31 protein-coding genes are annotated in these 25982 nt (G+C 62.7%); 20 read left to right on the top strand and 11 right to left on the bottom strand.

Features of this window, described 5'->3' with window-relative positions; genetic code table 11:
* The first annotated feature begins 109 nt into the window (after positions 1-109).
* A complete protein-coding gene (locus CLV47_RS01110) occupies positions 110-2272 on the top strand; it encodes a copper-transporting P-type ATPase (protein ID WP_106347154.1) in 2163 nt (720 codons plus the stop codon).
* Between the two features lie 270 nt (positions 2273-2542).
* On the top strand, positions 2543-3199 hold the full coding sequence (locus CLV47_RS01105; protein WP_202862310.1) for a TMEM165/GDT1 family protein: 657 nt from the start codon (positions 2543-2545) through the stop codon (positions 3197-3199).
* Positions 3200-3701: 502 nt separating this feature from the next.
* Here the strand turns inward: CLV47_RS01105 and CLV47_RS01100 are convergent.
* The 3 genes from CLV47_RS01100 to CLV47_RS01090 form a co-directional block, all read right to left on the bottom strand.
* Complete coding sequence (locus CLV47_RS01100; RefSeq protein WP_106347153.1) at positions 3702-5330, bottom strand: MDR family MFS transporter; 1629 nt, start codon at positions 5328-5330, stop codon at positions 3702-3704.
* A 68-nt stretch (positions 5331-5398) separates the two neighbouring features.
* Positions 5399-6325, bottom strand: a complete 927-nt coding sequence (locus CLV47_RS01095) for a proline dehydrogenase family protein (RefSeq protein WP_106347152.1) — start codon at positions 6323-6325, stop codon at positions 5399-5401.
* Between the two features lie 141 nt (positions 6326-6466).
* Complete coding sequence (locus CLV47_RS01090) at positions 6467-6691, bottom strand: hypothetical protein (RefSeq protein WP_106347151.1); 225 nt, start codon at positions 6689-6691, stop codon at positions 6467-6469.
* A gap of 222 nt (positions 6692-6913) precedes the next feature.
* On the opposite strand from CLV47_RS01090, the gene CLV47_RS01085 reads away from it, so the two are divergent.
* The 5 genes from CLV47_RS01085 (at position 6914) to CLV47_RS22715 (ending at position 10558) form a co-directional block, all read left to right on the top strand.
* Positions 6914-7996: a lysylphosphatidylglycerol synthase transmembrane domain-containing protein gene (locus CLV47_RS01085; protein WP_170110903.1), complete on the top strand. Its 1083-nt coding sequence runs from the start codon at positions 6914-6916 to the stop codon at positions 7994-7996.
* 375 nt (positions 7997-8371) lie between these two features.
* Positions 8372-8773, top strand: a complete 402-nt coding sequence (locus CLV47_RS01080; protein WP_106347149.1) for an SHOCT domain-containing protein — start codon at positions 8372-8374, stop codon at positions 8771-8773.
* Positions 8774-8790: 17 nt separating this feature from the next.
* A complete protein-coding gene (locus tag CLV47_RS01075; protein WP_106347148.1) occupies positions 8791-9858 on the top strand; it encodes a S1C family serine protease in 1068 nt (355 codons plus the stop codon).
* A 47-nt stretch (positions 9859-9905) separates the two neighbouring features.
* Positions 9906-10199, top strand: coding sequence for an SHOCT domain-containing protein (locus CLV47_RS22720; protein WP_106347147.1), 294 nt, complete (start codon positions 9906-9908; stop codon positions 10197-10199).
* Positions 10200-10450: 251 nt separating this feature from the next.
* Positions 10451-10558 carry a DUF7144 family membrane protein gene (locus tag CLV47_RS22715; protein ID WP_420313790.1) on the top strand — a complete coding sequence of 36 codons (108 nt, stop codon included), beginning with the start codon at positions 10451-10453 and terminating at the stop codon, positions 10556-10558.
* A gap of 258 nt (positions 10559-10816) precedes the next feature.
* On the opposite strand, the gene CLV47_RS01065 is transcribed toward CLV47_RS22715, so the two are convergent.
* Entirely contained in the window at positions 10817-11263 is a 447-nt protein-coding gene (locus CLV47_RS01065) for an META domain-containing protein (RefSeq protein ID WP_170110902.1), read from the bottom strand.
* Between the two features lie 290 nt (positions 11264-11553).
* Here CLV47_RS01065 and CLV47_RS01060 point away from each other — a divergent pair, with 290 nt between their 5' ends.
* From CLV47_RS01060 to CLV47_RS01045, 4 genes are read left to right on the top strand one after another with little or no spacing between them, the layout of a single operon-like run.
* Positions 11554-11937: a phage holin family protein gene (locus CLV47_RS01060; protein ID WP_238145157.1), complete on the top strand. Its 384-nt coding sequence runs from the start codon at positions 11554-11556 to the stop codon at positions 11935-11937.
* Position 11938: 1 nt separating this feature from the next.
* On the top strand, positions 11939-12598 hold the full coding sequence (locus tag CLV47_RS01055) for a TM7S3/TM198-like domain-containing protein (protein WP_106347144.1): 660 nt from the start codon (positions 11939-11941) through the stop codon (positions 12596-12598).
* Positions 12595-13458: a patatin-like phospholipase family protein gene (locus CLV47_RS01050; protein ID WP_106347143.1), complete on the top strand. Its 864-nt coding sequence runs from the start codon at positions 12595-12597 to the stop codon at positions 13456-13458. Before CLV47_RS01055 ends, CLV47_RS01050 begins: the two co-directional genes overlap by 4 nt.
* Positions 13455-14477 (top strand): lysophospholipid acyltransferase family protein, encoded by a 1023-nt coding sequence (locus tag CLV47_RS01045; protein ID WP_106347142.1) that lies wholly within the window; start codon positions 13455-13457, stop codon positions 14475-14477. The genes CLV47_RS01050 and CLV47_RS01045 overlap by 4 nt, the downstream gene beginning before the upstream one ends.
* Here CLV47_RS01045 and CLV47_RS01040 read toward each other — a convergent pair.
* The 4 genes from CLV47_RS01040 to CLV47_RS01025 all read right to left on the bottom strand — a co-directional run bounded on the left by CLV47_RS01040 (position 14474) and on the right by CLV47_RS01025 (position 17762).
* Positions 14474-15259 (bottom strand): DUF1295 domain-containing protein, encoded by a 786-nt coding sequence (locus CLV47_RS01040; protein WP_106347141.1) that lies wholly within the window; start codon positions 15257-15259, stop codon positions 14474-14476. The two genes, CLV47_RS01045 and CLV47_RS01040, sit on opposite strands and share 4 nt — an antisense overlap.
* Positions 15260-16528 carry an SAM-dependent methyltransferase gene (locus CLV47_RS01035; protein ID WP_106347140.1) on the bottom strand — a complete coding sequence of 423 codons (1269 nt, stop codon included), beginning with the start codon at positions 16526-16528 and terminating at the stop codon, positions 15260-15262.
* 116 nt (positions 16529-16644) lie between these two features.
* Entirely contained in the window at positions 16645-17046 is a 402-nt protein-coding gene (locus tag CLV47_RS01030; protein ID WP_170110901.1) for a LapA family protein, read from the bottom strand.
* Positions 17047-17198: 152 nt separating this feature from the next.
* A complete protein-coding gene (locus CLV47_RS01025) occupies positions 17199-17762 on the bottom strand; it encodes a hypothetical protein (RefSeq protein ID WP_106347138.1) in 564 nt (187 codons plus the stop codon).
* A gap of 420 nt (positions 17763-18182) precedes the next feature.
* Between CLV47_RS01025 and CLV47_RS01020 the strand changes: the two genes are divergently transcribed.
* Positions 18183-19016, top strand: a complete 834-nt coding sequence (locus CLV47_RS01020) for an SDR family NAD(P)-dependent oxidoreductase (RefSeq protein WP_106347137.1) — start codon at positions 18183-18185, stop codon at positions 19014-19016.
* Between the two features lie 150 nt (positions 19017-19166).
* On the opposite strand, the gene CLV47_RS01015 is transcribed toward CLV47_RS01020, so the two are convergent.
* From CLV47_RS01015 to CLV47_RS21945, 3 genes are all read right to left on the bottom strand, one after another.
* Positions 19167-19535 carry an STAS domain-containing protein gene (locus tag CLV47_RS01015; protein WP_146135246.1) on the bottom strand — a complete coding sequence of 123 codons (369 nt, stop codon included), beginning with the start codon at positions 19533-19535 and terminating at the stop codon, positions 19167-19169.
* A 248-nt stretch (positions 19536-19783) separates the two neighbouring features.
* The gene (locus CLV47_RS01010) at positions 19784-20203 is read right to left on the bottom strand and encodes a hypothetical protein (RefSeq protein WP_106347135.1); all 420 of its coding nucleotides are present in this window, start codon (positions 20201-20203) and stop codon (positions 19784-19786) included.
* Entirely contained in the window at positions 20200-20433 is a 234-nt protein-coding gene (locus tag CLV47_RS21945) for a cupredoxin domain-containing protein (RefSeq protein ID WP_170110900.1), read from the bottom strand. Before CLV47_RS21945 ends, CLV47_RS01010 begins: the two co-directional genes overlap by 4 nt.
* On the opposite strand from CLV47_RS21945, the gene CLV47_RS21940 reads away from it, so the two are divergent.
* The 8 genes from CLV47_RS21940 to CLV47_RS00970 all read left to right on the top strand — a co-directional run bounded on the left by CLV47_RS21940 (position 20432) and on the right by CLV47_RS00970 (position 25886).
* Positions 20432-20746, top strand: coding sequence for a hypothetical protein (locus CLV47_RS21940; protein ID WP_170110899.1), 315 nt, complete (start codon positions 20432-20434; stop codon positions 20744-20746). The genes CLV47_RS21945 and CLV47_RS21940 overlap by 2 nt on opposite strands.
* A 185-nt stretch (positions 20747-20931) precedes the next feature.
* Positions 20932-21726 carry a CHRD domain-containing protein gene (locus CLV47_RS01000; RefSeq protein WP_202862308.1) on the top strand — a complete coding sequence of 265 codons (795 nt, stop codon included), beginning with the start codon at positions 20932-20934 and terminating at the stop codon, positions 21724-21726.
* A 9-nt stretch (positions 21727-21735) separates the two neighbouring features.
* Positions 21736-22470 carry a class F sortase gene (locus CLV47_RS00995; RefSeq protein ID WP_202862307.1) on the top strand — a complete coding sequence of 245 codons (735 nt, stop codon included), beginning with the start codon at positions 21736-21738 and terminating at the stop codon, positions 22468-22470.
* A 71-nt stretch (positions 22471-22541) separates the two neighbouring features.
* The gene (locus CLV47_RS00990) at positions 22542-23108 is read left to right on the top strand and encodes a sigma-70 family RNA polymerase sigma factor (RefSeq protein ID WP_238145156.1); all 567 of its coding nucleotides are present in this window, start codon (positions 22542-22544) and stop codon (positions 23106-23108) included.
* A complete protein-coding gene (locus CLV47_RS00985) occupies positions 23101-23559 on the top strand; it encodes an SRPBCC family protein (protein WP_106347131.1) in 459 nt (152 codons plus the stop codon). The genes CLV47_RS00990 and CLV47_RS00985 overlap by 8 nt, the downstream gene beginning before the upstream one ends.
* 159 nt (positions 23560-23718) lie before the next feature.
* A complete protein-coding gene (nhaA, locus tag CLV47_RS00980; RefSeq protein ID WP_106347130.1) occupies positions 23719-25017 on the top strand; it encodes a Na+/H+ antiporter NhaA in 1299 nt (432 codons plus the stop codon).
* A gap of 176 nt (positions 25018-25193) precedes the next feature.
* A complete protein-coding gene (locus CLV47_RS00975) occupies positions 25194-25664 on the top strand; it encodes a MarR family winged helix-turn-helix transcriptional regulator (protein ID WP_106347129.1) in 471 nt (156 codons plus the stop codon).
* A gap of 15 nt (positions 25665-25679) precedes the next feature.
* Positions 25680-25886 (top strand): cytochrome c oxidase assembly protein, encoded by a 207-nt coding sequence (locus tag CLV47_RS00970; protein ID WP_106347128.1) that lies wholly within the window; start codon positions 25680-25682, stop codon positions 25884-25886.
* Positions 25887-25982: the final 96 nt, after the last annotated feature.

Genomic DNA, 25982 nt, shown 5'->3' with positions numbered 1-25982 from the left:
CCCGCCATCCGTTGACACGACTCGTCACAGTCAGCCGGTAGCCGAATATACCCCTAGGGGGTATAGTCTCGATCGGGACGGCGACCCGCCGAATCGATCGAGGAGCGACATGACTGAGCACCAGCACGGCAGCCATACAACGACAGTCACTTTGTCGGCGGAAGGCGTTGCCGGCGAATACACCTGCCCCATGCACCCCGAGGTACGCCGTTCCGGGCCAGGCGCCTGCCCCATTTGCGGAATGGCGCTAGAGCCGGTCGTTGTCACCGCTGACAGCGGCCCCAACCCGGAGCTGGCAGACATGACGCGGCGGTTCTGGATCGGCCTGGCGCTCACTGTCCCGGTGTTTGTGCTGGCGATGGGAGAACACCTCTTCGCCGGGCTCATCTCGCCGACCGTGTCCAGCTGGATTCAGCTCGTGCTCGCGACGCCGGTCGTGCTGTGGGCAGGCTGGCCATTCTTCGTGCGCGGCTGGATCTCACTACGAACCCTCAAACTCAACATGTTCACGCTGATCGCGCTCGGCACAGGGGTTGCGTGGCTTTACAGCATCGTCGCTACGGTCGCGCCTGGGGGTTTCCCCGACTCGTTCCGATCGAGGGAAGGCACCGTCGCGGTCTACTTCGAGGCAGCCGCCGTGATCACGGTGCTTGTCTCGCTCGGCCAGGTGCTCGAGTTGCGCGCCCGCGACCAGACTTCCGGCGCGATCAAGGCACTGCTCGACCTCGCGCCGAAAACCGCTCTGCGCATCGACGACGACGGCGATCACGAAATCCCGCTCGACGACGTACAAACCGGCGACCGCCTCCGTGTCCGCCCCGGCGAGAAGGTGCCGGTGGATGGGTCAGTCGAAAGTGGCCGCTCGTCCCTCGACGAATCCCTCGTCACCGGAGAGTCGATGCCCGTCACCAAGTCGACCGGGGACACGGTCATCGGTGGAACAGTCAACCAGACGGGTGCTCTTATCATCCGGGCCGAGAACGTCGGTCACGACACCATGCTCGCGCGGATCGTCGCGATGGTCGCCGAGGCACAACGTTCGCGGGCACCAATTCAGGGCCTGGCCGACAAGGTAGCCAGCTGGTTTGTGCCGACCGTCATTGGGATCGCCATAGTCGCGTTTATCGTCTGGTCGATCTTCGGCCCGTCTCCGGCCTTTACATATGCGCTTGTTGTCGCGGTATCCGTGCTAATCATCGCTTGCCCGTGTGCGCTCGGCCTGGCGACGCCGATGTCGATCATGGTCGGGGTGGGACGTGGCGCATCCCTCGGCGTACTCATCAAAAACGCCGAGGCCCTGGAGCGTATGGAAAAGGTCGACACGATCGTCGTCGACAAGACTGGCACCCTCACCGAGGGGCAACCGTCCGTCACCCAGATCGTCACCGTCGACGGGTACGACGAGTCCGAGGCGCTGAAGCTCGCCGCCGCGGTCGAACGTCATTCCGAGCATCCGCTCGCGTCGGCGATCGTGAACCGGGCGAACGACGACGGAGTGGAGATCCCGGAGGCGAGCGACTTCGACTCACCAACCGGCAAAGGCGCCCGAGGATCGGTCGACGGCACGGTCGTCATCCTGGGCAATGCGGCGTACCTCGCCGACGAAGGCATCGACACGTCCGCGCTGGACGCGCGGGCCGACGAGTTGCGCCGGGACGGCGCTACCGTCATCTTCGCCGGTGCAGCAGGAAAGGCGGTCGCCGTGTTCGCGATCGCAGACCCGGTCAAAACCAGCACCGCGGAAGCGCTGAGCGCGCTGCACGAGGAGGGCATCCGGGTCATCATGCTCACCGGCGACAACCGGACCACCGCCGAAGCTGTCGCTCGCCGGCTCGGGATCGATGATGTTGAAGCCGAAGTGTTGCCAGATCGCAAGAGTGCTGTCGTCGAGCGGATGCAGGCCGAGGGTCGGGTCGTCGCAATGGCCGGCGACGGCGTCAACGACGCTCCCGCGCTGGCCTCGGCGGACGTCGGAATCGCAATGGGTACCGGCACCGATGTCGCGATCGAGAGCGCCGGGATCACCCTGCTCAAGGGCGATCTGACCGGTATCGTGCGCGCCCGCAAGTTGTCCGAGGCGACGATGTCCAACATCAGACAGAATCTCGTCTTCGCTTTCGTCTACAACGTGCTCGGGATTCCGCTTGCCGCCGGCGTGCTGTATCCGGCGTTCGGGCTCCTGCTGTCTCCCATGATCTCGGCGGCGGCGATGGCCCTGTCGTCGGTCAGCGTGATCGGCAACGCGCTCCGCCTGCGCAACCAGCGCCTTTAACCGGATTGGCCATCCGTCTGGCCTGGTCCCCATCGCATCCGGCCTCGCACAGTCACGCGGGAGTCCGCGTCCGGACGCGCGGGGCTGGCCGACCGGGGCGGACCCGAGACCGACCCCGCGGCAGGCGGCGCGGCACACCGGTCGGTATGCTTGCCCAGTACGCGAAGGGGAGTAGCCCCCAACGTCTTGGTCGACATACTGACGCTTCGGGATTCCGTTGTGTCCGGCCGGGCGGCCTCACTTAGGTGGGGCGGGCGAGACCTTCGACCTATGCAGACGTCTATCTGCCGGGTCGAAGTCGCCCCCGACCTCACCCGGCCCGAACGAAAGGCCGACGTGGACGCGATCCTCGCCAGCACACTTCTCTCCTTCGGGGTCATCTTCGTCGCCGAACTCGGCGACAAATCACAATTGATGGCGCTAACCTTCGCTACCCGCTTCAAGATCTGGCCGGTCATCATCGGCATCACGGCGGCGACCGCCCTCGTGCACCTTGTGTCCGTCGGGATCGGCTACGGCCTCGGTGCCTCCCTGCCGACCGGCTGGATCAGCCTCGCCGCCGCGGTGGCGTTTATCGCCTTCGGTTTCTGGACGCTGCACGGCGACCATCTCACCGATGAGGAGAAAGACAAGGTCAATCGGACCAAGAAGTCCGCGATTATTGCCGTGGGTACGGCGTTCTTCCTCGCCGAGCTCGGCGACAAGACCATGCTCGCCACCATCACTCTCGCGACCGACCACGGCTGGCTCGGCGTCTGGATCGGGTCCACGCTCGGCATGGTCGCGGCCGACGTACTGGCCATCGGCATCGGCATGGCCCTCGGCAAGGCGCTTCCGGAGAAGGCCATTCGGTACGGCGCCGCGGCACTCTTTTTCATCTTCGGCGTCTGGCTGCTCGTCGAAGCGATTCGCACGCTCAGTGCGTAACTGCCACTGACACTTCGGACGGATGTCCGCCGCAACTCGAGCATTCACGCTGTCCTAGAAATCGGAAAAGCCCCGCCAGCGACGACAAGATCACCTTGTCGGTGGCGGGGCTTCGCGCGTCTGCCGGTTAGGTGTCCCCCAAAGACTAGTACCGCTCCGAGGCGTTCGCTCGCTAGGCGAAACCGGTGCGCGCTTCCTCCCCCGAGAAATATGCACGCAAAGTGTAACCCACCAAACCCCCAGCGCCAACAGCCCGCCCACGCCACGCGTGTCACGACGCCGGTGCACCGGCCGACCCCAATTACAGGTTATAGTCGGCGGCATCTCGGGTCGCTCCCGAGATGATGCGACGCCCTCCCCCCGGGAGCTCGTCGTAGAAGCCCCCGCAATCCCCCCGTTTAACCGCGGGGGCTTCCTATATCTCACGCAGGGCACCCGGGCGCGACCTGGCCTCACACGTTTGCCTTCGTGAACGACGGCCGTGCTTGATGAATCCGGCCGGTCAGCGGGCGCGGTTTCGTAGGCTGACAAATCCTTCAGTTGCCGGTTCGATCGCGACCTCCCGGTCGATGGTCGTGGCGAGCGGCTTCTCGTGCACAAACCACAGCAGCAGTGCCGCGGCGATACCGAGCGGCACCATGTACATGAAGATCGGCGCCAGCGCATCGTTGTACGACGAGACGACAGGCTCGTGCAACTCCGGGGGAAGCTTCGAGACTAGCTCGGGGGTCAGCCGGTTGCTGCCCCCGCCGGCACTGAGCGCATCCGCGGGCATGCGCTGCGCGAGAAGGTCGACCAGCCGGGTAGCGAAAAGGCTGCCGACAACCGCAGAGCCGAGTGAAGCGCCGATCTGCCGGAAGAAGTTGTTGGACGCCGTAGCGGTGCCCACCTCCCTGTTGGGGAAGGAGTTCTGGACGATGAGGACCAGGATCTGCATACCCATGCCGATGCCGATACCCAGCAAGGACAGGTATGCGCAGATCAGCCAGACGGGCGTCTGGACGGTCATTATCGACAACAGCCACAGCGCAAGGGACCAGACGAAGGAGCCGACGATGGGCAGCATCCGGTAGCGGCCGCTCCTGCTGACCATCTGTCCCGTCACGATCGAGGTGACGAGAAACCCGGCCATCATCGGGACCATCAGTAGACCCGCTTTGGTGGCGTTGGCGCCGGTCGCCATCTGTAAATATGTCGGCATATAGCCCAGGACGCCGAACATCGCTATCCCGGTAAAAAGACCGGCGGTCGTAGTGAGATTGAAGTTGCGCTCTTTAAAAAGATGCAAGGGAATGATCGGGTTCGAGGCGCGCCGCTCGACCATGACAAACAGGTACGCCGTCGCGACGGTGGCGCCGATCAGACCGAGGATTACTCCAGAGCTCCACGCGTATTCGTTACCTCCCCAGGTCGCCACCAGTATCAAACAGCTGGACGAGACCATCATCAGCGCCATACCGACGACATCAAATCGTCCCGCGCCGCGGGCCTGCCGAGGCAGTTTCAGGAAGATAAGGGCGGCACCCAAGGCGAGCGCACCGAGGGGCAGGTTAATCCAAAACGCCCATCGCCAGCCGATAACTTCGGTGAACCAGCCGCCGAGCAGTGGCCCGGCAACGGACGAGACGGCAAAAACGCTGCCCATGATGCCCATATACTTGCCGCGCTCGCGCGCCGGTACGACGTCGGCGATGATGGCCTGCGACAGCAGGATCAACCCGCCACCGCCGAGACCCTGAACCGTGCGCGCGATGATCAGCCATGTCATGTCCTGCGCGAGGCCACCGATGATCGAGCCGCTGACGAACAACAGGATCGCGGTGAACATCAACCCGCGCCGACCGATCTGATCGCCGACCTTGCCGTAGATCGGCATCACTATGGTCGAGGCGAGGATGTAGGCCGTGATCACCCAGGTCATCTGGTGGACGCCATTGAGCTCGCCGACGATCGTGGGCAGCGCCGTACTCAGCACGGTTTGATTAAGCGCGGCCAAGAGCATCGCAAGCATCAGGCCGATGAACAAAGGAACCAGGGTGTTGGTTTCTGGGGCGCGAATTTCCCGATCACGGCTGCCTGCGTCGCGAGTGCCTAGGCGGCGGTCGATGGCCCGTTCGGTGTCTGCGCTCATGTGATCGTCCCAGCTTCGCTGCGGGCCCGTCCCACCGCGCTATTGCATCATTGCATGCGTGCAAGTTTCTAACCAGGCGTGACGAGAGCCCGCAGAAAGAAGCGAAGGTTGGCAGGACGCTCGGCAAGCCGGCGCATGAAGTAGCCGTACCACTCATCGCCGTACGCGAGATATACGCGCACGTGCTGACCGGCGTCGGCCAGCCGCCGTTGTTCGTCGACGCGGATTCCGTAGAGCATTTGCAGTTCGTAGTCATCGACGCCGCGCCCATTGCGGGTCGCCGCCAGGAGCGCGTGCGTGATCATCGCCGGGTCGTGGGTCGCGACCATCGGATAGCCCGCGCCGCCCATCAGCACATCAAGACACCGGCGGTACGACGCAGACACCTCGCCCTTGTCCTGGAATGCCACGGACGCGGGCTCACGGTACGCACCTTTGCACAGCCGCACCCTGGATCCAGCGTCCGCAAGTGCGCGGCAGTCCTCCTCGGTTCGCCGCAAGTACGCCTGCAACACCGTGCCCACCCACGGAAACTCGACGCGCAGCTCGCGTACGAGTTCGAGCCCAGCATCGGTCGTCGCATGGTCCTCGGCGTCGATGGTCACCGTCGTACCTGCGCGTTGCGCTGCTGCACATACGATCCCGGTGTTGCGCATCGCGATGGTCGCACCGTGCGGCAGTGCCAGGCCGATCGCGGACAGCTTGATCGACACTTCGGCCTGCGCTCCGAAGCCGCACTCGCTAATTGCGTCCAGGATGTCGACGTACGACGCGGTCAGTTGACCGGCTTGTGCCGCGTTGGTCGTGTCCTCCCCGAGATGATCGAGCGAGACCAGCAGTCCGCCCTTAAGCATCAGTTCGGTCGACCGCAGAACCTCGTCTCGATTACGGCCGGCAATGAATCGTGCGACCACCGGGCGCGACAGCCTCGACCGTTCGACGAGCTCGCGCAGCCTTGTCGAACGAGCGGCCATGAGCAGCGGGGCACGAAACATGAGACCACCTCACCGAGAGTTCTCATCCCAGCGTAGGCCCGGCACGCTGGTCACCAGACGTTTACGTCCGGCAAGGTGGTCGCTATTGCAACCACTCTGCCGGACGCAACGCAACAATTCTGCGGCGATACCGGGCGTAGGCTAGCCGCGCACCTCGGTGACCAGGTTTACGGCGGCGGCGGCGAGCAGCCCGCTGTCATTTCCGCTGACTGCGAAATCGATGCCGCGCTCGAAACCGGCACGCACAGCATCCGGCGCGGCGCCGTAGGCAAGCCCGAAGATCTTTCCCGCATCGTGCGCTGCCTTCTGCGCCCGGTCGATCATCGCCTGGACCTGATCCGATCCCGGCGTCGTACCGAGAGACATCGACAGTGTCTCGGGACGCTCTCCGCACACATGCAATACCCGCACGCTTAGAGCGCGAGTCCGTTACCTGCCTCTTAACACCGACTCGTGCACGGGAAACGTAGCGTTGCCCTACTGACCGGGCCAACATAACCTGAGTGGCGCGGTGGATCTGCCCACCGCCGATTATCTGAAGGCACAGTTCTGCGGGACCGATCTGCCATCGGAGGGGATTACAGAATCGTGACATCCGCAGGCGAGTCCACACAGATACCGAAAAAGAAACATCCGCTTGTGCAGGTCCTGTCTGTGGCTCTGACGGTCGTCGTGCTCTGGCTGGTCTTCGGTGTCATCATTCCCCGCATCGCCAACTACGCGGAAATCTGGGACTCAATCACGTCGATGCACGCCTCGGCAGCCATCGCGCTCATCGTCGCAGGTCTGGCACTTCTCGTGCTGATGTCGTTGGTCTTGTCCGCCGCGCTTCCGGGGCTCAGGCCGTGGGCGGCAATCTCGACCCAGCCCGCCTCGATGGCCGTTGGCGCAGTCGTGCCCGGCGCGACAGTGCCTGCGCGCGCGCTGTTCCTGCGCCCGTTCGGCATCACCACTGCGAACTACACGCGCTCGTACGCCGCCGCCGGACTGGGCACGACCCTGTGCGTGCTCCTGATGACCGTGGTCGGTCTCGTCATCATGTTGTCCGTGCCGCAATCATCCGAAGACACATCGGGAATGCGCACCACCGCGGTGATCGTATGTATCGTTGCGGTCGCGATCGCCGGTGTGGTGATCGCGCTGATTACCAGCCCGGCGGCTTGCCGCTGGTGCGCGCGTGCGGCGATTTGGCTGATTGGCCGGTCAGCCTGGCTAAGTCGCAAAGTCGCGGCGGACACCTGGGAAAGCGCCATCACCACGTGGCGCAGCGACACCGTGCAGATAGTCCGCGAGCGCAAGGCGCGCCTCGTCGGCGTCGTACTGGCGGTCTTCTGGCTACAGGCCGCACTCATGATCGGCTGCATGTACGCATGCGGCCTGCCCACGAGCGCACTGGGGATCTTGACCGGACTTGGAACATTCACGATCGCTCGACTCTTGCTGTCAGTACCGCTCACACCCGGCGGTGTCGGCGTGCTCGAACTCGGCTACTCGGCGATCTTCGGGGCAATGGTCGCCGAGCAGTTCGACGACAGCGTCGTCGGCGGCGTGTTGTTGTTTCGCGCGCTGACGTATGTGATGCCGGTATTCCTCGGCGGCATTCTTCTACTTGTCATTAGGGTTCGGGCAATGGGTCGCGATAGAAAGGGAACGAAGCCCGAGCGATTGTGATCTAGAATTTGGTTCTACAAGTAGGTATGGCTTTAAGCCAGGCCACACGCTAATCTGCAGTTGATGCCAGCGGAGTTTCTGTTGGCCGGGATACGAGAGTGGCGTTGTGGCCAAACGGGGGACAGCGGAGGTTCTGCGGGACCCGTCGTCGTTCGACGCAGTTAGACCACTAGTTGCATTCGCAGACTCGATCGGCAGCCCATCGCGCAGGGCTCAGAGGAGTGCGCGGCGGCGGCCACTGCATGACTTGTCCGATCATCCGCGAGCCGGTGAGCTTCTGACCTAATCCCGCCACCGTTGTGGCAATCGCCCAGCTACCCAACACACCCAGTCAGCTGTCCGAGGGACTCGGACTGCCTACACACAAGGAGCACGATGAACTCGTTTTGGAACTTCTTCTGGCTTGTCATTGAAATCTTCGTATTCTTTGCCTATCTGATGGTCCTCTTTCACGTTCTGGTCGACATCTTTCGTGACCGGACCTTGTCGGGCGGATTCAAGGCGCTGTGGATCATCGGACTCGTCTTCATTCCAGTCATCACCGCGCTGATTTACCTCATCGCCCGGGGTCGTGGCATGGCCGAACGCGAACACGCCCGCGCCGCGAGTGCTCAGCAGCGGACAGAGGGCTACTTGCGCGACGTGGTTGGGCGGTCAGCGGCAACCGAGATCGCGGACGCTAAGGCACTGCTTGAGTCTGGAACCATTACGCAGGAAGAGTTTGAGCAACTCAAGCGCCAGGCTCTTGGCGCACCGTCCGGCCAACCAGTCGCCTAGGTCAAGCCGAGTCCCCGATGACTACGGACGTCAGGCCGTCACGGATCGCGATTATCGTCGCGACCGTGGCGGCACTGGTTGCGATAGCCGCATTGATCACTTCGATCACCATCAGTCGGTCAGGCGGCAGCACCGGCGAAAGAGGGCAGCAGTGCGCCGCAGTATATGTCGCGAACAAGGTCATGCCGTCGGTGGTCACGATCCATGTCCAGGACTCGAGCGGATCACCCGCAGGCACCGGATCTGGAGAGTTCCTCAGCAAGGACGGGTACGTGTTGACCAACAACCACGTGGTGTCACCGGGGGCGGCCGGAGGGTCTGTATCCATTCAGCTGGAGAGCGGCGCTGAGTACCAGTCGCAGATCGTCGGCCGCGATCCGCAGACCGACATCGCGGTACTGAAGGCGAAGGGCTCGAAGTTCAAACCGGTCACGTTCGCGGCTAATCCACGCGTGAAAGTCGGCGCACCAGTGTTCGCGGTCGGCGCGCCACTGGGCCTATCAAACACCGTCACAGCGGGGATCGTAAGCGGACTAAACCGTACAATCCGGGTCCCATCCGACAATGGCGGCACCGCTTTGTTGGTCGCAGCGATCCAGACGGACGCGGCTATTAATCCCGGCAACAGTGGTGGGACCTTAGCGAACTGCGACGGCCAACTTGTCGGGGTGCCCACCGCTGGAGCTACCGCGCCCGACTCGCGGGGTGAGCCGGTCGCCGGCAGCATCGGTCTGGGATTCGCCATCCCCTCCGACGCTGCCCGAACCGTCGCAGACGAGCTGATCAAGAACGGCACAGTTGTGCACAGTTACTTCGGGATCGCCGTCGCACCGATCCAAGTGAACTCCTCGACGACCGGGCTCTATCTCGTTTCCGTCGCACCAGGCGGTCCGGCCGCTCAGGCCCAGCTCCGTCAAGGCGACGTCATCACACGCCTCGACGGCACCAACGCCCGCGATGCAGACCGAATACAGGCGATCACGCTGTCAAAGAAACCCGGCGACACCGTCGAGGTGACCTACGTTCGGTCCGGTACCAAACGGACCACCACCGTGACGCTGGCAGAACAGCCAGCTACGGGATAGAGCAACAAACAATTAACCATGTGAGGAACTAGCAAAGGAGAAGGCAAATGTTTCGACGAAGAGGAGCCGGATCGGCGCGACCGAGTCTATTAAGGTCGGCGGCGCGCGGAGCCGTCGTTGCCGGCACGGCGGCGACAGTGGCGGGCAGCGTCGCTCAACGCAGAGCCGCCCGCGAGGGCCAAGGCCAAGACGTGGTCGTCCAACCTGACGGCCCCGCGCCAGCGCCGGAGATCGACACCGATCATTTGATTGCGCAGTTGAGACAACTCGGGGAACTCCGTGATTCCGGTGTACTCACCGAACAGGAATTCAACACGCAGAAGACACGACTGCTGAACTAGTCGCGTGCGGTCGGCTACCCGACAATGCAATCCACAGAGCACGCTCACTGGCGAAAGAACTCCCCCATGGCTAACGGGTCGGCTCAGCGCAATCCGACTATCTGGGCCCAGGGTATCGCCGTATTCGCGGCATGCTTCGCGCTCATCGCCGGCATACTTCAGGCGATCTAGGGCTTCGTCGGAATCGGTGGCGACAAGATCTTTGTCGCTCCACCTGACTACACATTTGACTTCACTACTACAGCTTCGGGCTGGATACATTCATTTTTGGGATCGCGCTTTTCGTAGTGGGCATCTTCTTGCTTCGCGGCGCGTCCTGGGCGCGTGTCACTGGGCTCGTTTTCGCCTCGCTTCCATGATCACCAACTTCCTATGGCTTCCGCACTTTCCGTGTGGGCGATCAAAATAATGGTGATCGACGCACTCGTGATCTGGGCGTTGGCCACCTTCGAGCCCGTGAAGTTCTAAATCCGGCCTCTCAACTCGACACACAACATCCGTCGTCGTCGTTCGGTCGCTCGTCACGCCGCGATACTATTGCGCCGTGGGTAGCGACCGGACGCCACCAGCCCCTCTGTCAAAACGCATGACCGATCAAATAGCGGCCACCGCGTCGATCAGCCCCTCTCAAGGATGATCGACGTTGTGCCGTTATCGAGTGTGAGTGCCTCTCCCACGAGGGACCACTTCGGGCCTGACTCGAGGAACTCATTGAGCCACGCGTCCTGAGCCGTCAGTCCAGGTTCGCACGCCATCATTGTCGAAGCTAAGTGCTTGACGACGACAGTGCCGGCCTCGAGCGAGACCCCGCCGGTCATGGTGTTGCATCCGGCGTTAACCACGATTCTTCCTTCTACGAAGGATATCTCAATCTTTGAGCCAGTGACGATTGCCGGGCCTTTCTCGATGGCTGTTGCCGCGAAGGATTGGGAATCAAGCTCGGATTTCGCGGCGGAATTCCCGCTCGCCGCCGGCTGACTCGACTCCGAGGAGGAGGATTGCGGCGTACTGCCTGCTGCGCAGGCACTCAACACTATGGGTAGCGCGACGATCAGCGCCGTCAATGATGTACGCCGGAATCGGTGCCGCAGGACGTTGATTCGCATTCTGTATGCCCACCCTCTTAGTGACCGCCTATCCAACGGCCGAGTAGTTGGATAAATCCTAGCCGATGGACGACCTTCTAAGGAGGAGTGTTAATCGGCATGGCTCGCTTCCCGCAAGCCTTGTCAGCGGACTACGCTCATCGTTACGATCGCCTATTCGGCGCGCGATAGAAGAGTCCGAATTCGGAACCACGCCGGGAGAAACCATTGGCTACCATCAGACGACGGATAGGCGCACCGTGCTAAGAATGACGATCAGCGCCGCTGTGTTCCTCGCGTCTTGTGCGATCGGTCTGCTCGCAGCAAAGTTCACGCTCGACGAGATGACGATCCAGTGGGGGTCGTTCTTAATAGTGGTGGTGATTTTCGGAGTCCTGCAGGCGATCCTCTCCCCTTTTGTTGCGAAGATGGTTCATCGCAATGCGACCGCGCTGCTGGGCGGAGTTGGCTTACTCTCCACATTCATCGCTCTACTAATTACGTCGCTGTTGAGTTCGGGTCTGACGATCCGTGGAGTCACTACCTGGGTGCTCGCGTGTGTCATCGTCTGGCTTGTCACGATGATCGCCACTATGTTTCTTCCGCTCCTCGTGGTGAAGAAGCATCTTCGCCAACGTACTGCGGAACGCTGAGATGACCGGCTCCACCCAAAGCGTGACGATGGGCATCCTGGCGATCATCGCCGGCCTGGTGTTCTGCTTCCGCGGCTACGGCGCGTTGCGCGTTGTCATCCCGGTCTGGGCGGCCATCGCAGGCTTCTATCTTGGTGCGGGACTCGTTGCGAGCAACGATGACGGCCGCTATCTGACCTCGACGACCGGTTGGATTGTTGGCATAGTGATCGGCCTACTGTTCGGCGCGCTCGCCTACGCGTACTACGCGGTCGCGGTGATCATTTCGATGGCGGCGGCAGGGTTCGCGGTCGGCTCGAGTGTGGTGGCCGCTGTCGGCGTGTCGTGGAACTGGGTGATCGTCCTCGCAGGCGTCGCGGTCGGGGTCGCGCTTGCAGCGCTCGCCATCATCGCGAACCTGCCTATGGTCCTGCTCGTCGTCGTCAGCGCCGTCGCGGGCGCCAGCGCCATCATCTTCGGTGTACTCGTCGTCTCCGGGGCTATTGGTACCGGCCCGATCAACAGCGCGGACGTAAACGCCCAGCTGAGTGATCGATGGTGGCTATACGTCGCGTATGTCGTGCTTGCCGCGGTCGGTATCGCGTCGCAGCTGCGTGCGGCGCACGCCCATGGCAACGTGCGAGACGGCTGGGACGCTCAAGGTCGGGCCCGTCAGGGATGACCTACGACGAGCGCGTCACGAAGGGCGACGCCCGCGTGGCATTTGTACTCGGCGGTGGCGGCGTGCTCGGCGCCAGCGAGGTTGGCATGCTGCGCGCGTTGATTGAGGCTGATGCGCGACCCGACTTGGTGCTCGGTACGTCGATCGGTGCGATCAATGGCGCGATGATCTCCGCAGATCCGAGCATCGGCGCAATCGAGCGGCTGACGTCACTCTGGCATGAGCTCATCGGCGGCAACGTCCTCGGCGGTTCGCTGCTGTCGCAAACGAAGACGCTGATCCGGACGAAAACCCATTTGCATCAGGCCGATCCGTTGCGCGAGCTGCTCCAGTCGGAGTTCGGCGACCAATCAATCGATGACCTCACGGTTCCGTTCGGCTGCGTAGCGGCGAGCATCGAGACCGCGTCGGAGCACTGGTTCACCAATGGACCAGTGGTGGACGCGGTGCTTGCCAGCAGCGCCGTACCCGGGCTTCTCGCGCCGGTCGAGATCGACGGTGAGCACTTCATGGACGGCGGCCTGGTCGACAGCATCCCCGTCGGACGCGCCATCGAGATGGGCATGCACACTATTTACGTGCTCCAGGTCGGTCGCATCGAGACTCCGCTCAAAGCTCCCACTCGGCCGTGGGAGGTAGGTACCGTAGCGTTCGAAATCGCCCGACGGCACCGCTTCGCTACCACTATGGCGAACCTGCCGACCCACGTGAAGGTTCACGTTCTCCCCACAGGCAACCCTGTCAAAGTAGGCGGTCGTCAGCAGCTCCGCTACCGCGACTTCTCTGCGGTACCCGACCGCATCCGATCCGCTTACGAGGCGACCCGGGCGTATCTGGACGCGGAGTCGACGAAACCATGAGACTGCCGAGATGGGTACGCCGCATTCTCACCTATGTCGCGCTCTACGTGCTGCTCTTGTTTACCGTCGCCGCCTCGCCACTGCTGGTGATCGTTGCGTTGGTCCTCTCGCACTGGCTGCCAGGTAAATGGCGCGCGTTGCGGCTACTTGGTTTTGCCATCGTCGGCCTGCTCGCGGAATCCGCGGCCGTCATCACTGCCGGCGCGCTGTGGATCGCCAGTGGTTTCGGTGCGGCTATTCGCTCACGCCGCTTCCAGGACGCGCACTACGCCGCACTGCGTTGGGTTCTCGCGGTACTGGTCGGTTCGGCTCGTCGGTTGTTCCAACTGGATCTGACGACAGACGTGCGCTCCTGGAGCCCGCTTGACGACGGCGTACCCGGATCAACCAACGCGATGCTCGTGCTCAGCAGGCACGCCGGGCCCGGCGACAGCCTGCTCCTGATGAACACCCTCATGAACAGCGACCATCTGCGCCGAACCCGCGTGGTGCTCAAAGATGCCATGCAGTTCGACCCGGTCTGCGATCTCTACCTCAACCGGCTTCCGGCGAAGTTTGTCAATCCCAACCCGGGCCCGGGCGAGGACATGCCGAGCGGCATCGCGGCCCTCGCCGACGGCATGAGCGACAAGGACGCACTGCTGATCTTCCCGGAGGGCGGCAACTTCACCCCTAAGCGCCGCACCAGGGCGATCCAGCGACTCACCGACGCCGGTCACACGGAGGCCGCGACCAGTGCGCAGTCGCTCAAGCACCTGCTCCCGCCTCGGCCCGCGGGCGTGCTTGCCGCTCTTGATGCCGCGCCTTCGGCTGACGTCGTCTTCGTCGCGCACACCGGACTGGACCATATGCTCACCGCCCGGGACATATGGCGCGAAATCCCCGTGCACAAGAGACTGCACATGCGGTGGACTTTTGTGCCCGCCGCCGACGTGCCGACCGACCGCGATCAACGCGTGAACTGGCTCAACACCCATTGGTCGGATATCGACCGGTGGGTGGAGGCGAACAGCGCCTAACGGCGAGGTGGAAGCGGCACGAAACCAGAGGTGCGTCGCATGTAGTCGACGTATCCGGGGCGGCGCGCCATCGATCTTTCCAGGACACGCTTTCCCGAACCGAAGGCGAGCAGGTAGATCATGACCGCGGGCGAGAGCACAGTCAACGCGCCCGGCCAACTCGGTGCGACGACGAGGAAGATCCCGAGCCAGACACATGCGTCGCCGAAATAGTTGGGATGACGGGTATAGCGCCACAAGCCCGTGTCGAGGACCTGATCGCGATCGGGGTCGGACTTATAGCACTCAAGCTGCCAGTCGCCGACCGCCTCAAAGATAAGGCCGACAATCCAGAACGCGACACCGACGATAACGATCGGCGATAGTGGGACCGGCACGAAACTTCCCACCAGCACGGGCATGGACACCAACAATGCCAGGAATCCCTGCAGTAGGTAGACAACAACGACGACGTACGCCGTGCCATGCCCCTCCAGCATCGCCTTATAGCGTGGGTCCTCGCCCTTGCCTCGACTCCGTGATCCGATGTGCCACGCGAGCCTTAACCCCCAGACCATTGTCATGACGAACAGCAGCCACCGACGTCCGTCATCGCCCGTGCCCTGCGAACTTATGAACGACACGATCGCGACCGCACAGAACAGCAGACCCCACGCGGTGTCGACCACGGAGTGCTTGCCAAGCCACCGGGACGCCACATAAGTGCCGAGCAGTACGACGAGCACGGCTCCTATCGCCCATGGAACGGCACGAAGGAAGGCGTCTGTCGGGAAGTCGCTCATTTACGTCTGATTCCAATCGGGTACCTGGCAGACCGAAGCGGCGCCGTACGCCGGACGCACGGCGAGTATCTGATCGACGCCCATCCTCCCTTGCTCGAATGTGAGCCCACCACCGATCAGATAGAGCCGCCACACCCGAGCGATTTCCTCTCCCACCATGGACACGGCCTCGCGGTAGTGCTTCTCAAAGGTGTCGTGCCAGTCAGCGACCGTGCGCGCGTAGTGTTCGCGCATCGCCTGGACCTCGCGGATCTCGAAACCAGCGTCTTGTAAGAACCGCAACGTGTCCGGCAGTGGCCGCATGTGCATGTCCGGTGCGATGAAATTCTCGATGAAGGCGCCGCCGCCAGGCGCGGCGTCGCGGTGCCGCGACATCTGCTGCAGGAGCATACGACCGGACGGCTTGAGTTGCTCGAACAGCACCCCGGCGTACGTGCCGTAGTTATCCTCTCCGACATGCTCGCCCATCTCAATCGAGCTCACCGCATCGAACGGCGCCTCTCGTACCTCACGGTAATCCTGCAAGCGCACCTCGACTTGGCCGTCAAGCCCTCGATCGGCGATCCGTTTGGCGACGAACTCCTGCTGTTGCCGCGATATCGTCACACCGAGCACGACCGCGCCGTAATGTTCGGCCGCGTGCAGGCTCAGCGAACCCCAGCCACAACCGACATCGAGTAATCGCATCCCTGGGCGAAGATCAAGTTTGCGGCAGATCAGGTCGAGCTTCGCGCGTTGAGCTTCCGCCAGGCTCATATCGGGGCGCGAGTAGTAAGCACAGGAGTACGCCATCGACTCGTCCAGGAGAAGCGCGTAAAAATCGTTGGACAGGTCGTAGTGGTGCGAGATCGCCGCCTTGTCGCGCGTCGTGGTGTGCACGTCACCGTCGAGGCGAGCTTGCGACACAGGAGGTTTGGGCCGAAGGCCCAGTGCGCCCAACCGCGCACCGGTCGCCACCGCGGTGAGCAGGTGACGGGCGTCCGGTCGATGCGCTCTGGTAGGCGTGGTCTGCCACGCTCGGCGTAACGCATCAACGACGTCGTCCGCCCCGCCTGGCGCGTCAAGCTCCCCGGTGACATAGGCCTGCGCCAGACCGAGCTCGTCAGGGTGCCACAGGATCCGCCGGAGCGCGCGCCGGGACGTCAAATGAACGACGGGAGCGTTCAGTGGCCCCGCCTCACTGCCGTCCCAGGCGCGGATGCGGACCGGAAGGTCGCTGCCAATTACCGGTCGCACCAAGGCGACCACACGTTCGGCGGTACTGGTCATCGTTGCTCCGTCTCTCGCAAGTCGCGCCACATCGGCGCGCTATCCCATCAGAAGTTCGAAGTCGCGGCGGGCACGGATTGGTGGTGAGAAGAGAGAGTAGCTCCGTAACGGTAGGTCTACTGAATTGTCGGATGTGGCGCGTTCTTGCGCAGGTTTCGGCGTAACTGAAGAATCCGCACCGTGCCAGGGATAGCGACCAGGAGCATGCCCGCGATGGCGGCGAAGAGGATGGTCAGACCAAGCGGAAAATTCCCATCCCAGCCGAAGAAGTGCACTGAGGCTTGATGTGAATTTTGGGCGATGAACACGATCAGCAAAATGAGGAAGATCGCCGACAGGATCAGGCCAACCCAAATGCCGCTCGTCCGAGTACGTCGTACCCGTCCGTGACGGTCCAACCCAGGCGCATTGCCTCGTGCCAACTCTGTTTCCGGATCCGGGCCCGGGGGGCTCTGGCCCAGGTCTCCAGGAAGCGCCGCGGCGCGGGGCGACTCGTCCGGGGGAAGCGGATCGGACATATCAATCGACTCCTTCGACGCAGAGACTCTCACCGAGTTCCTAGTACCCATTGTGAAGCGATTTATCACCTAGGCGGTCGGATGCTGGTGGTCCAGCTAGTCGCCGACCTCGATGCGTAGAATCCGCGTGGCATATTGCGATGACTAGACCCTCACTGATGCTCTTTCCAGCATGCCAGTATGACGGTCGCGACCTGATAGGAGAGGTCATTGCGCGATATGTTGTGCGGGCCTAGCGTCGCTGGTAGTTTGCTCGCATCCACCTGCAACGTCATATTGTCCTTGACAAATACTGTCGCGCCGGCGGTCGTGTTATAGGCCGGGAATCCTAGATTCGCCAGTCCTTCAATCGGTGTCGTCGGCGCAAGTTTGGTCTGCAGGTCGTTGAAATAGGCAATCGCGGCCGCGTCGTCTGCGGATTCTTTGACCGAGAGCACGAACTCGCCCATCGGCAGATGATAGGTGCAGGTATAAAGCTTGTTGGCCCAGGTATGCACTTTGTGTGGCGACTTATCGAGGCCAAGAATTTGGGTGATACTGCTAGCCGGCTCCTCCCCACAGACCATCAGCGCAGAGTCCGTCGGACCGCCTTTACCCGCGGTGACGGATGACGCTGTCGATCCGGCGCCTGTGGTAGCGGCACCGGAGGTAGCGCAACCGCCGAGCAAAATACCGGCCGCTGCCATGAGGGCAACAAGCAACTTCAGTCGTTTCATATCAAGCTCCCATTAGCGATCCACATGATCCGGTTGTGTAGTTCATGGTTCGAAGTCGCGGCCCATCCGGATTGCTCTGCCTGGATCCGTATGCGTGTCTGTGAGCGCGGCTGGACGCAAAATTGTCACGATCAACGCCCGTTTCGATCGGCGCCAATCCGTTAGCGGTCGCGACTTCGAATAGTCGGCATACGAAACAATCCACGCGCCGGCTAGGCCGGCTGACAGTGGACCCCCCTACGGAGGCATCGGAAACGAGGCCCTGTTCGGCGACCGCGGTGGACCGCTCATCGCAACCGACGGTGTAGCGTTCGCCAGCCTGGCCTCCGCCGGCGGGAGGCGGATAGCCAAAGAGAGTTGAGGTAGCGATCCCTGCCTGTAGCCGAGGTGAAAGGCGCACTCTCCGACGAAAGAGGAAACATGCCTGCACGGACGATAGTTATCACCGGCGCGAGCGACGGAATCGGAGCGGCCGCCGCTCGTCATTTCAGCGCCGTCGGTGAAAGGGTTGTGCTCGTAGGTCGGTCAGAACAGAAGACGACCGCGATTGCGACGGCGCTCGGCGCGGACCACTTCATTGCTGACTTTGCGCACCTCGACCAGGTGCGCGTGCTCGCAGCCCAATTGCGCGAGCGGTATCCCCGAATCGACGTGCTCGCCAATAACGCCGGCGGAATCATGGGCAAACGGGAGGAAACGGACGACGGGCACGAAAGGACGTTTCAGGTTAATCACCTCGCCCCGTTCCTTCTGACCACCTTGCTCGTCGATCGGCTTATTGATTCCAAGGCCCGCATTATCAACACATCCAGTGTCGCCAACAGGTTTTTCGGCAACCTCGATATCAACGACTTGGATGCGCGCTCTAAGTATTCAGCCAATAAGGCCTACGGCGACGCCAAACTGGCGAATATTCTGTTCACGAAAGAGCTCGATCGCCGGTATCGGCGAGCTGGCATTGCTAGCGCGGCGTTCCATCCTGGGTACGTCGCCACGAACTTCTCGGCCGGCTCCTCAAGTTATCTACGATTCATCTACCGGACGATGCTGAAGAGAAGTCTCACCTCGCCCGAGAAGGGCGCGGACACGCTTGAGTGGCTTGCTACCGCGTCCCCGGGAGTCGACTGGACCCCAGGGGAGTATTACTACAAGCGCAAGGTGTCCAGAGCTAACACGCAGGCCTATGACGACAAGCTAGCCCGGCAGTTGTGGGAACTCAGCGCGAAGATGGTCGCACCTAACGTCGGCGGCTGACAGAATTCACAGACAGCCGGGCCCTGGTCGCGAAACAAGATGACGGCGCTGAGCGTGGATGATGGAACGACGACCAGTAAGCCGCGACGCTGGACCGGAATCGGCATGAATGGGGGGAGTTCGCGCCCTGCTGCGCTTCGCGGCAGCTAGTCACCGGGTCCGGTGCCCTTCGGCCGCGTTTGCAGCGTTGTGCTCGCCGAGCCCGATCAACGCGAGCATCTCCATGATGTTGGGATCGGCCGAGCGGGCAACGAGGTCTCCACCCTGGCCGCGTAGTTTGCTGCGCGATAACCGGAGCAGGCGCAAGACGGCGGCTCCGACACCAGCAGAAACGTCAAGGTTGATCGTCACTGCGCTCAGGCCCTGCGTGCTCAGCCACTCGAGCATTTCCCGTAGCGATTGAACATGAGGGCCGGTGAGCAGGCCCGTGATGGTCAGGGTCGCGGTGGTACCCGCGCGCTGCACGTGGAATTGGGCGTCATCGTTCGATGAGTGGTTCGCAAGTGTTGGCGTTGGCACGTGACAGTCCCTACCTGTGCCGGGTCGGTACGCCGAGGGCGCATCGTCGACCAAGAGTCACGGCTGTCTGCTCAACCTTCATCAAGGTACTTCCCCAGAGCCGATCGTGACACTCTCGGAGGTCACGAGATGGCTACAAGAGCGGCGGAAGTGAAGTGAAAACTGCAGACGCGCCAATGATTCACCACATCGAATCTCGTACGGCATGCACGTGAGAGTCAACCGCGCGTCGAGGTCGCAACGGCGTGTCACCTGCGCCGGGTGTGCACAAATCCGGCGGCGGCGGCGACCGCGCCTACACCTTGGGCGACGGCGCTCAGTGATTTCTGGAAGAACCAGACGGGTTCATACATCGCCGGAATCGGACCGAAAGCGGGAACGTTCACGTATCGGTACAGGAGCACAACCACAAGGCCGCCGAGCGTGACTACGAAAGCCGCCGCATACGCGGCCTTACTACCGCGAGCCGCTACAAACAATGCCGACAGGATGGCGAGGACGGCTTCGACCCGGAACAACGTGCCCTCACCGACTCCGCCGGATGCGGCCGCTTGATACATCCCGGCCAGGCGCAGATGCACCACCGCATCGACTGTCAGCGTCGCGACGACCAGCACCCGCAGCACCAACTCCACCGGCGACGTGCGCGCGCCTGCGTGCCGACTCATTTCACCACCAGCGTGCCCATCATGTTCGGATGAAACGTGCAGGTGTATTTATACGTCCCGGGCTTCGTCGGTGCGGTGAATGTGACGGACTCACCGGCCTTCACCGTCACATCGAAATCACTCTTGTTCTCAGCAGTCACGGTGTGATTGACCGAGTCCTCGTTCATCACCATGATCTTCGCTCCTGGGCTCACTGACTCCGCACCGCTGTACTTGTAGTTCTTGATCATGAGCATCACGGTTGCGTTTGAACTCTTCGCAGACGGCGCGGTCGCGGAGCTTGTACTTGGTGCGGGCGCGACAGAGCTTCCGGTGTCCTGGCTTGCGGACCCGCATCCAGCTAACCCGATGATCGCGGCCACCAAGGCCGCAGCCGCCATAGGCTTCCTTGTCGTCATGTCTGTTCCTCCTGTCGTCGCCCACGATGAGCGTCTTAGTCGTGGTTCGACACCGCTGGCACAACGGCTTGCCCTACGAGCCCGCGGATTCACGACGGCAAGAAGAAGTCCCCGGTCGAGTCACCTCGGCGCCGCGACGGATTAAAGATCGCCCGTGTTCAAGAACCGTGACCGACGGGACGAGTCATCATGAACGCCGCATCCGGCGCGAACTGTCGCGGGCACGAAGTTTTTCGATGCGCGGCCAATCCGATGGGCAGGGTAGCTCCGAATAGCCGGCATACGAACAATCCACGCGCCGACTAGATCGGCTGAACCGGAGGAACCGCGATGAAGAAGAAGACGAAGAGTAAATTCGTGCGAGGATCGGCGGCCGCACTAGGCGCGGTCGCGATCGGCGCAATGAGCCTGTCCATGAGTGGTGTCGCCTCTGCAGACGCAGGCGCGTCCTACCAAGCCGACCTGCAGCAGGTCAACAACTCCGGCGCCTCCGGCACCCTAATGCTGCAGCTCAACGGCGACCAAGCCACCATCACTGAGAACGTCAGCGGCCTAGCCGAAACATTCATGGGCAAGCCATACCCACACGTACAGCACATCCACATCGGCGGCAAAGGCCAATGCCCCACCGCCGCCGCCGACACCAACGGCGACGGGGTCATCAGCACCACCGAAGGCGGACCAGCATACGGTGGCATCGGTACGACCCTGTCCGTCTCTGGTGACACCAGCCCAGCTGCCGGAACCGACGTGACAATCGCGCCCAGTGGCTCGGGATACAAATACTCACGCACCATCACTCTCGACGCGAAAAGCGTCGCATCGATCAAAGCCGGTACCGCCGTCATCGTCGTACACGGCCTCGACCCGACGAAACTGAGCAAGGCCGCCCAAGACGCGCCAAGCGACCTGGTGCCGTCGTTGCCGTTGGCAGCAACCTCACCGGCACTGTGCGGCTCGTTGGCTAGCAGCCAGATGGGCACCACACCCAGTGGGGCCGCAGACACGGGCGGCGGCAGCACCGCAGGTATCGAAAACGAGGCCCTGTTCGGCCTCGGCGGTGGGCTACTCGCCGCAGCCGGCGGTGTCGCGTTCGCCGGACGTCGCCGCTTCTCACAGAACTGAGGTAACGACATGCCTACGCACCGCGATCAGGGGGCGATGCGCAGGCTGCGCGGCCGTCGCGGCCGACTGATCGTCGCCGCGACGGCCATTGTCCTGCTGATCGCCGGCATCATCGTCATAGTGGTCGGCGTGAACTCTCAGCAGCAGGCGCCGATGCCATCGGCGGCTGCTGCTGGCAGTACGAGTTCGACCGCCAGCAGTACTCCGAAAACACCCGATCCGCAGACCTCAACCACGCCATCCGCGTCCGCCCCAGCCCCGGCACCACTAACGCTGCCCGCCTCGCCGCCGACCCACATCGACGTACCGGCGATCGGCGTCAGTTCAGACCTACTGCAATTAGGTACGAACCCGGACGGCACCGTGCAGGTACCTCCACTGGAAAAAGACTCCCGAGCCGGGTGGTTTACCGGCTCCCCGACCCCCGGCCAACTTGGGCCCTCCATCGTCCTGGGCCACATCGACTCCAAGGAATACGGTCCCGGCGTGTTCTTCAAGCTCGGCGCGCTCAAGCCGGGCGATCAAGTATCGATCACCCGCACCGACGCCACCGTGGCCGTATTCAACATCGACAAAGTCGCCCAATACCCGAAAAACCAGTTCCCCACCATCGAGGTCTACGGCAACACCGATCACGCCGCGCTCCGACTGATCACCTGCGGCGGCAAATTCGACTTCACCGCGCACAGCTACGAGGACAACATCGTCGTCTTCGCCAGCCTCGCCTCCACCCACCCCGCCTGATGTCATCTACGTCGGCGCCTTCCGGTAGGCCCAGGGTCACTGCCCTTGATAACCAGCCAACTGCCGAAGATGTGACCGCTTGGGCAATCGCGGCAGGCAACGGCGACGACCACGCGATGGCCCTGTTTGTCCGCGCTACCCAGACCGACGTGTGGAGGTTATGCTCCTACCTCGGTAGTCACGGGGCAGCCGATGATCTCACGCAGGAGACCTACTTGCGCGCGTTCCGCAGCCTGTCGTCGTTCGCGGCGCGCTCGTCGGCCACGACGTGGCTGCTGTCCATCGCGCGTCGCGTGTGCGCAGATCATGTGCGCTCGCGACGACGTACATGGAGGCTGAACCATCACGACAGCGCTAACGGGCTCGACCGCGCCGACACTCTGTCGGGCGACTTCACGACGTACGCCGCGTTACGCGACCTCGTCGACCACCTCGAACCAGATCGCAAAGCCGCGTTCGTCCTCACGCAAATGCTCGGAGCGTCGTACGCCGAGGCTGCCGAGGTGTGTCGCTGCCCCGTAGGCACGATCCGCTCAAGGATTGCACGGGCGCGCGAGGATCTCGTGGCCGCAGTCGATGTCGATACGCGACTCGATATCCCCACACGTCGACGAATAAGGAGCAGTAATAGTGCATGACTCAGTCACTGTCCACATGGCAGCGCCCGCTGACAAGATCTGGGATCTTGTCAGCGATGTGACCCGGATCGGTGAGTACAGCCCGGAGACGTTCGAGGCCGAATGGCTCGATGGAGCAACCGGACCGGCTATCGGCGCCCGGTTCCGCGGGCACGTGCGGCGTAATGGCAGAGGACCGACCTACTGGACCACCTGCACCGTGACAATGTGCGAACCTGGAAAGGATTTTGCTTTCGGAGTCGGGCCGAGCGGTAAGCCGATCAACACATGGCGCTACAGCCTCGAGTCGACCGACGCCGGCACCAACGTCACTGAGTCGTTCGAACTGTCCAAGACGTTGCCACTACGCATCTATTGGGCTCTGCTTGGCTGGGCACGGGGCCGCACCAACCGAAATGGCATGAGAACAACGCTTGAGCGCATTAAAGCTAAGGTCGAATCCGTGGCGTAGCCGTCTGCGTGCGCCGACGGCAGACGCCCCTATCACTTCGCGGTTCCCGTCACTAATCACCATCACTCCCGCTGAGTCCCGACTTCAGTAGAATGGTGAGCGGTGCGCCGGGAAGCCTGGTCGGCAGTCAGATTTGCCGAACCCTGGAGAACCATTTCCGTGACGCATAAGCCTTCCGTGCCGGCGCTGCTTCAGCGCGGGTCATGGCCAGAAACTGCCCGTATCGCCGCCGTACTGCGCAAGGAGACGGTTGGCGGGGCCCTGCTGCTTGCCGCCACGGTGATCGCGCTGGTCTGGGCCAACTCCCCGCTAGCGGATTCCTATCACGCCCTGCGCAACTACGAGATCGGCCCGGCTGCCCTGCACCTCGACCTGTCGCTCGGCACGTGGGCGGCTGACGGTCTGCTCGCAGTCTTCTTCTTCGTGGTCGGCCTCGAGCTCAAGCGCAAGTTTGTTGCCGGCGACCTGCGAGACCCACGCCGCGCGGCGTTACCCATCCTCGCCGCGGTCGGCGGGATGGCCGTGCCCGCGGTGGTATACGTGGCCATCAATCTCACGGGCACCTCCGGCACGCTTGCGGGTTGGGCCATTCCTACGGCAACAGACATCGCGTTCGCGCTGGCCGTCCTCGCAGTAATCAACACGCATCTCCCGACCGCCCTGCGAACGTTTTTGCTCACCCTGGCCGTCGTGGACGATCTACTTGCCGTCACCATCATCGCCATCTTCTACACGAAGAATGTTCAATTTATCCCGCTGCTGTTGGCAATCGTCCCGCTGGCACTATTTGCCTTCGCTGTACAACGCCGGATCCGCTCCTGGTGGCTGCTACTCCCCTTGGCCCTGATCACTTGGGGCCTGGTGCACGCCTCCGGCGTGCACGCTACCGTCGCCGGCGTACTGCTCGGATTCGTCGTCCCAGTGATCCGCAGTCGCAGCCACGGCGGTCCCGAGGCCGGCCCCGGCCTGGCCGAGCACTTCGAACACCGCTTCCGCCCGCTGTCCGCCGGCATCGCGGTGCCGGTCTTCGCGTTTTTCGCCGCTGGCGTCACGATCGGCGGATTTAGTGGCCTGGCCGACGCGCTGACCGACACCGTCACGCTCGGGATCATCGCCGGGCTCATAGTAGGAAAAGCGGTCGGCATTTCCGGCACCACGTATCTGCTGTCCCGATTCACCGGCGCCACCCTCGACACGAACCTGAGATGGCTCGACGTGTTCGGTGTCAGCGTGCTGGCAGGGATCGGGTTTACCGTCTCGCTGTTGATTGGCGACCTCGCTTTCGGCGCCGGCACAATCCATGATGCCCACGTCAAAATCGGTGTCCTCATCGGTACGATACTGGCCGCGCTGCTCGCCGCCATGATCCTGCGAACCCGCAACCGGGCGTATCGCCGAATCCACGAGACCGAGCGCGTCGATGACAACGCCGACGGCATACCGTACATGTACCAGTAACACCGGACGGCGCTGTGAGAATCGCAGCCCGGATGGGGCAGACCTAGCAGCGCATCGCGGCGGGTGCATTATGGCACTATGCAAACTTTGCCTCGCGCATACATAAGGCATCGCGTCGTCGAGCATGGAGATTAAAGTTGACGAACCCACCGAATCCGACGCGATCTAATCAACGCATGCAGGTCAGCGTTGAGGAATTCACGACCGCGGTGCTGACCGCCTCACGTGTCCTGGTCGGTGTATCTGGCCGCTCATTGGCCGAGATTGACGGCACGATCACGCCCACGCAGTTCCGCACACTCGTCGTACTCAGCAACAACGGCGAGATCAACATGAGCACCCTCGCCGACGCCCTCGCAGTCAACTCCTCGACAGCCATGCGAATGGTCGACCGGCTGATCACTACCGGATTAGTCGATCGCCGCGATAGCCCTCACAATCGCCGTGAGGTACTCGTGCGCCTTACGCCGACGGGCGCGCGCGTCGTACGCCGCGTCACCAGCCGTCGAAGAACGGAGATCGCAAAGATCGTTGCGGCGATGCCTACGGCCCGCCGGACTGAGCTCATTGCCGCGCTGCGGGCATTTACCGAGGCAGCCGGCGAACCTGACCCCCGTCACGAGGTAGCCGAGACCATGGGGTGGTGACATGCCATCTCCATCATGACGAGCGACCAGATGCTCAACAGTTACTTCACGCATGAGCCAGCAGGATGGTCGATAGATCCACTTGACTACCAGTACGCCGGTGGCGAGATACCAACGCTGGACGTGCCGGGCACGACGGCCGTGCAATGGATACGTTCGGACCAACGCGATGCCAGACGGCGCGACGGCCAGGCCGACCGCGACGGTGATGCCGAACTCTAGCGTTACAACGAACGGCTGGCCGCGATCTCGCGAGTCGATTCGCTCCGCGGAAAAGCGTTCCTAGCCGGCCCTGAACGGCTACCGGCCCGCACATAT

Origin of the sequence: Antricoccus suffuscus (assembly GCF_003003235.1) — a bacterium.
Classification (GTDB): Bacteria; Actinomycetota; Actinomycetes; order Mycobacteriales; family Antricoccaceae; genus Antricoccus; species Antricoccus suffuscus.
The sequence above is the reverse complement of the archived record's forward strand: the minus strand, read 5'-3'. Positions and strand labels throughout refer to the sequence as shown.

Bases quoted from the DNA above. Each gene is read 5' to 3' on its own strand.
- CLV47_RS01050 (WP_106347143.1), top strand. From the start codon at position 12,595: ATGACCTACGACGAGCGCGTCACGAAGGGCGACGCCCGCGTGGCATTT.
- CLV47_RS01090 (WP_106347151.1), bottom strand. From the start codon at position 6,691: ATGTCTCTCGGTACGACGCCGGGATCGGATCAGGTCCAGGCGATGATC.
- CLV47_RS01105 (WP_202862310.1), top strand. From the start codon at position 2,543: ATGCAGACGTCTATCTGCCGGGTCGAAGTCGCCCCCGACCTCACCCGG.
- CLV47_RS01030 (WP_170110901.1), bottom strand. From the start codon at position 17,046: ATGTCCGATCCGCTTCCCCCGGACGAGTCGCCCCGCGCCGCGGCGCTT.
- CLV47_RS01025 (WP_106347138.1), bottom strand. From the start codon at position 17,762: ATGAAACGACTGAAGTTGCTTGTTGCCCTCATGGCAGCGGCCGGTATT.
- CLV47_RS00995 (WP_202862307.1), top strand. From the start codon at position 21,736: ATGCCTACGCACCGCGATCAGGGGGCGATGCGCAGGCTGCGCGGCCGT.
- CLV47_RS01010 (WP_106347135.1), bottom strand. From the start codon at position 20,203: ATGAGTCGGCACGCAGGCGCGCGCACGTCGCCGGTGGAGTTGGTGCTG.
- CLV47_RS00970 (WP_106347128.1), top strand. From the start codon at position 25,680: ATGACGAGCGACCAGATGCTCAACAGTTACTTCACGCATGAGCCAGCA.
- CLV47_RS01055 (WP_106347144.1), top strand. From the start codon at position 11,939: ATGACCGGCTCCACCCAAAGCGTGACGATGGGCATCCTGGCGATCATC.
- CLV47_RS00975 (WP_106347129.1), top strand. From the start codon at position 25,194: ATGCAGGTCAGCGTTGAGGAATTCACGACCGCGGTGCTGACCGCCTCA.
- CLV47_RS21945 (WP_170110900.1), bottom strand. From the start codon at position 20,433: ATGATCAAGAACTACAAGTACAGCGGTGCGGAGTCAGTGAGCCCAGGA.
- CLV47_RS01095 (WP_106347152.1), bottom strand. From the start codon at position 6,325: ATGTTTCGTGCCCCGCTGCTCATGGCCGCTCGTTCGACAAGGCTGCGC.
- CLV47_RS01045 (WP_106347142.1), top strand. From the start codon at position 13,455: ATGAGACTGCCGAGATGGGTACGCCGCATTCTCACCTATGTCGCGCTC.
- CLV47_RS21940 (WP_170110899.1), top strand. From the start codon at position 20,432: ATGAGCATCACGGTTGCGTTTGAACTCTTCGCAGACGGCGCGGTCGCG.
- CLV47_RS01020 (WP_106347137.1), top strand. From the start codon at position 18,183: ATGCCTGCACGGACGATAGTTATCACCGGCGCGAGCGACGGAATCGGA.
- CLV47_RS01040 (WP_106347141.1), bottom strand. From the start codon at position 15,259: ATGAGCGACTTCCCGACAGACGCCTTCCTTCGTGCCGTTCCATGGGCG.
- CLV47_RS22720 (WP_106347147.1), top strand. From the start codon at position 9,906: ATGTTTCGACGAAGAGGAGCCGGATCGGCGCGACCGAGTCTATTAAGG.
- CLV47_RS01080 (WP_106347149.1), top strand. From the start codon at position 8,372: ATGAACTCGTTTTGGAACTTCTTCTGGCTTGTCATTGAAATCTTCGTA.
- CLV47_RS01100 (WP_106347153.1), bottom strand. From the start codon at position 5,330: ATGAGCGCAGACACCGAACGGGCCATCGACCGCCGCCTAGGCACTCGC.
- CLV47_RS01075 (WP_106347148.1), top strand. From the start codon at position 8,791: ATGACTACGGACGTCAGGCCGTCACGGATCGCGATTATCGTCGCGACC.
- CLV47_RS01060 (WP_238145157.1), top strand. From the start codon at position 11,554: ATGACGATCAGCGCCGCTGTGTTCCTCGCGTCTTGTGCGATCGGTCTG.
- CLV47_RS01000 (WP_202862308.1), top strand. From the start codon at position 20,932: ATGAAGAAGAAGACGAAGAGTAAATTCGTGCGAGGATCGGCGGCCGCA.
- CLV47_RS01035 (WP_106347140.1), bottom strand. From the start codon at position 16,528: ATGACCAGTACCGCCGAACGTGTGGTCGCCTTGGTGCGACCGGTAATT.
- CLV47_RS01110 (WP_106347154.1), top strand. From the start codon at position 110: ATGACTGAGCACCAGCACGGCAGCCATACAACGACAGTCACTTTGTCG.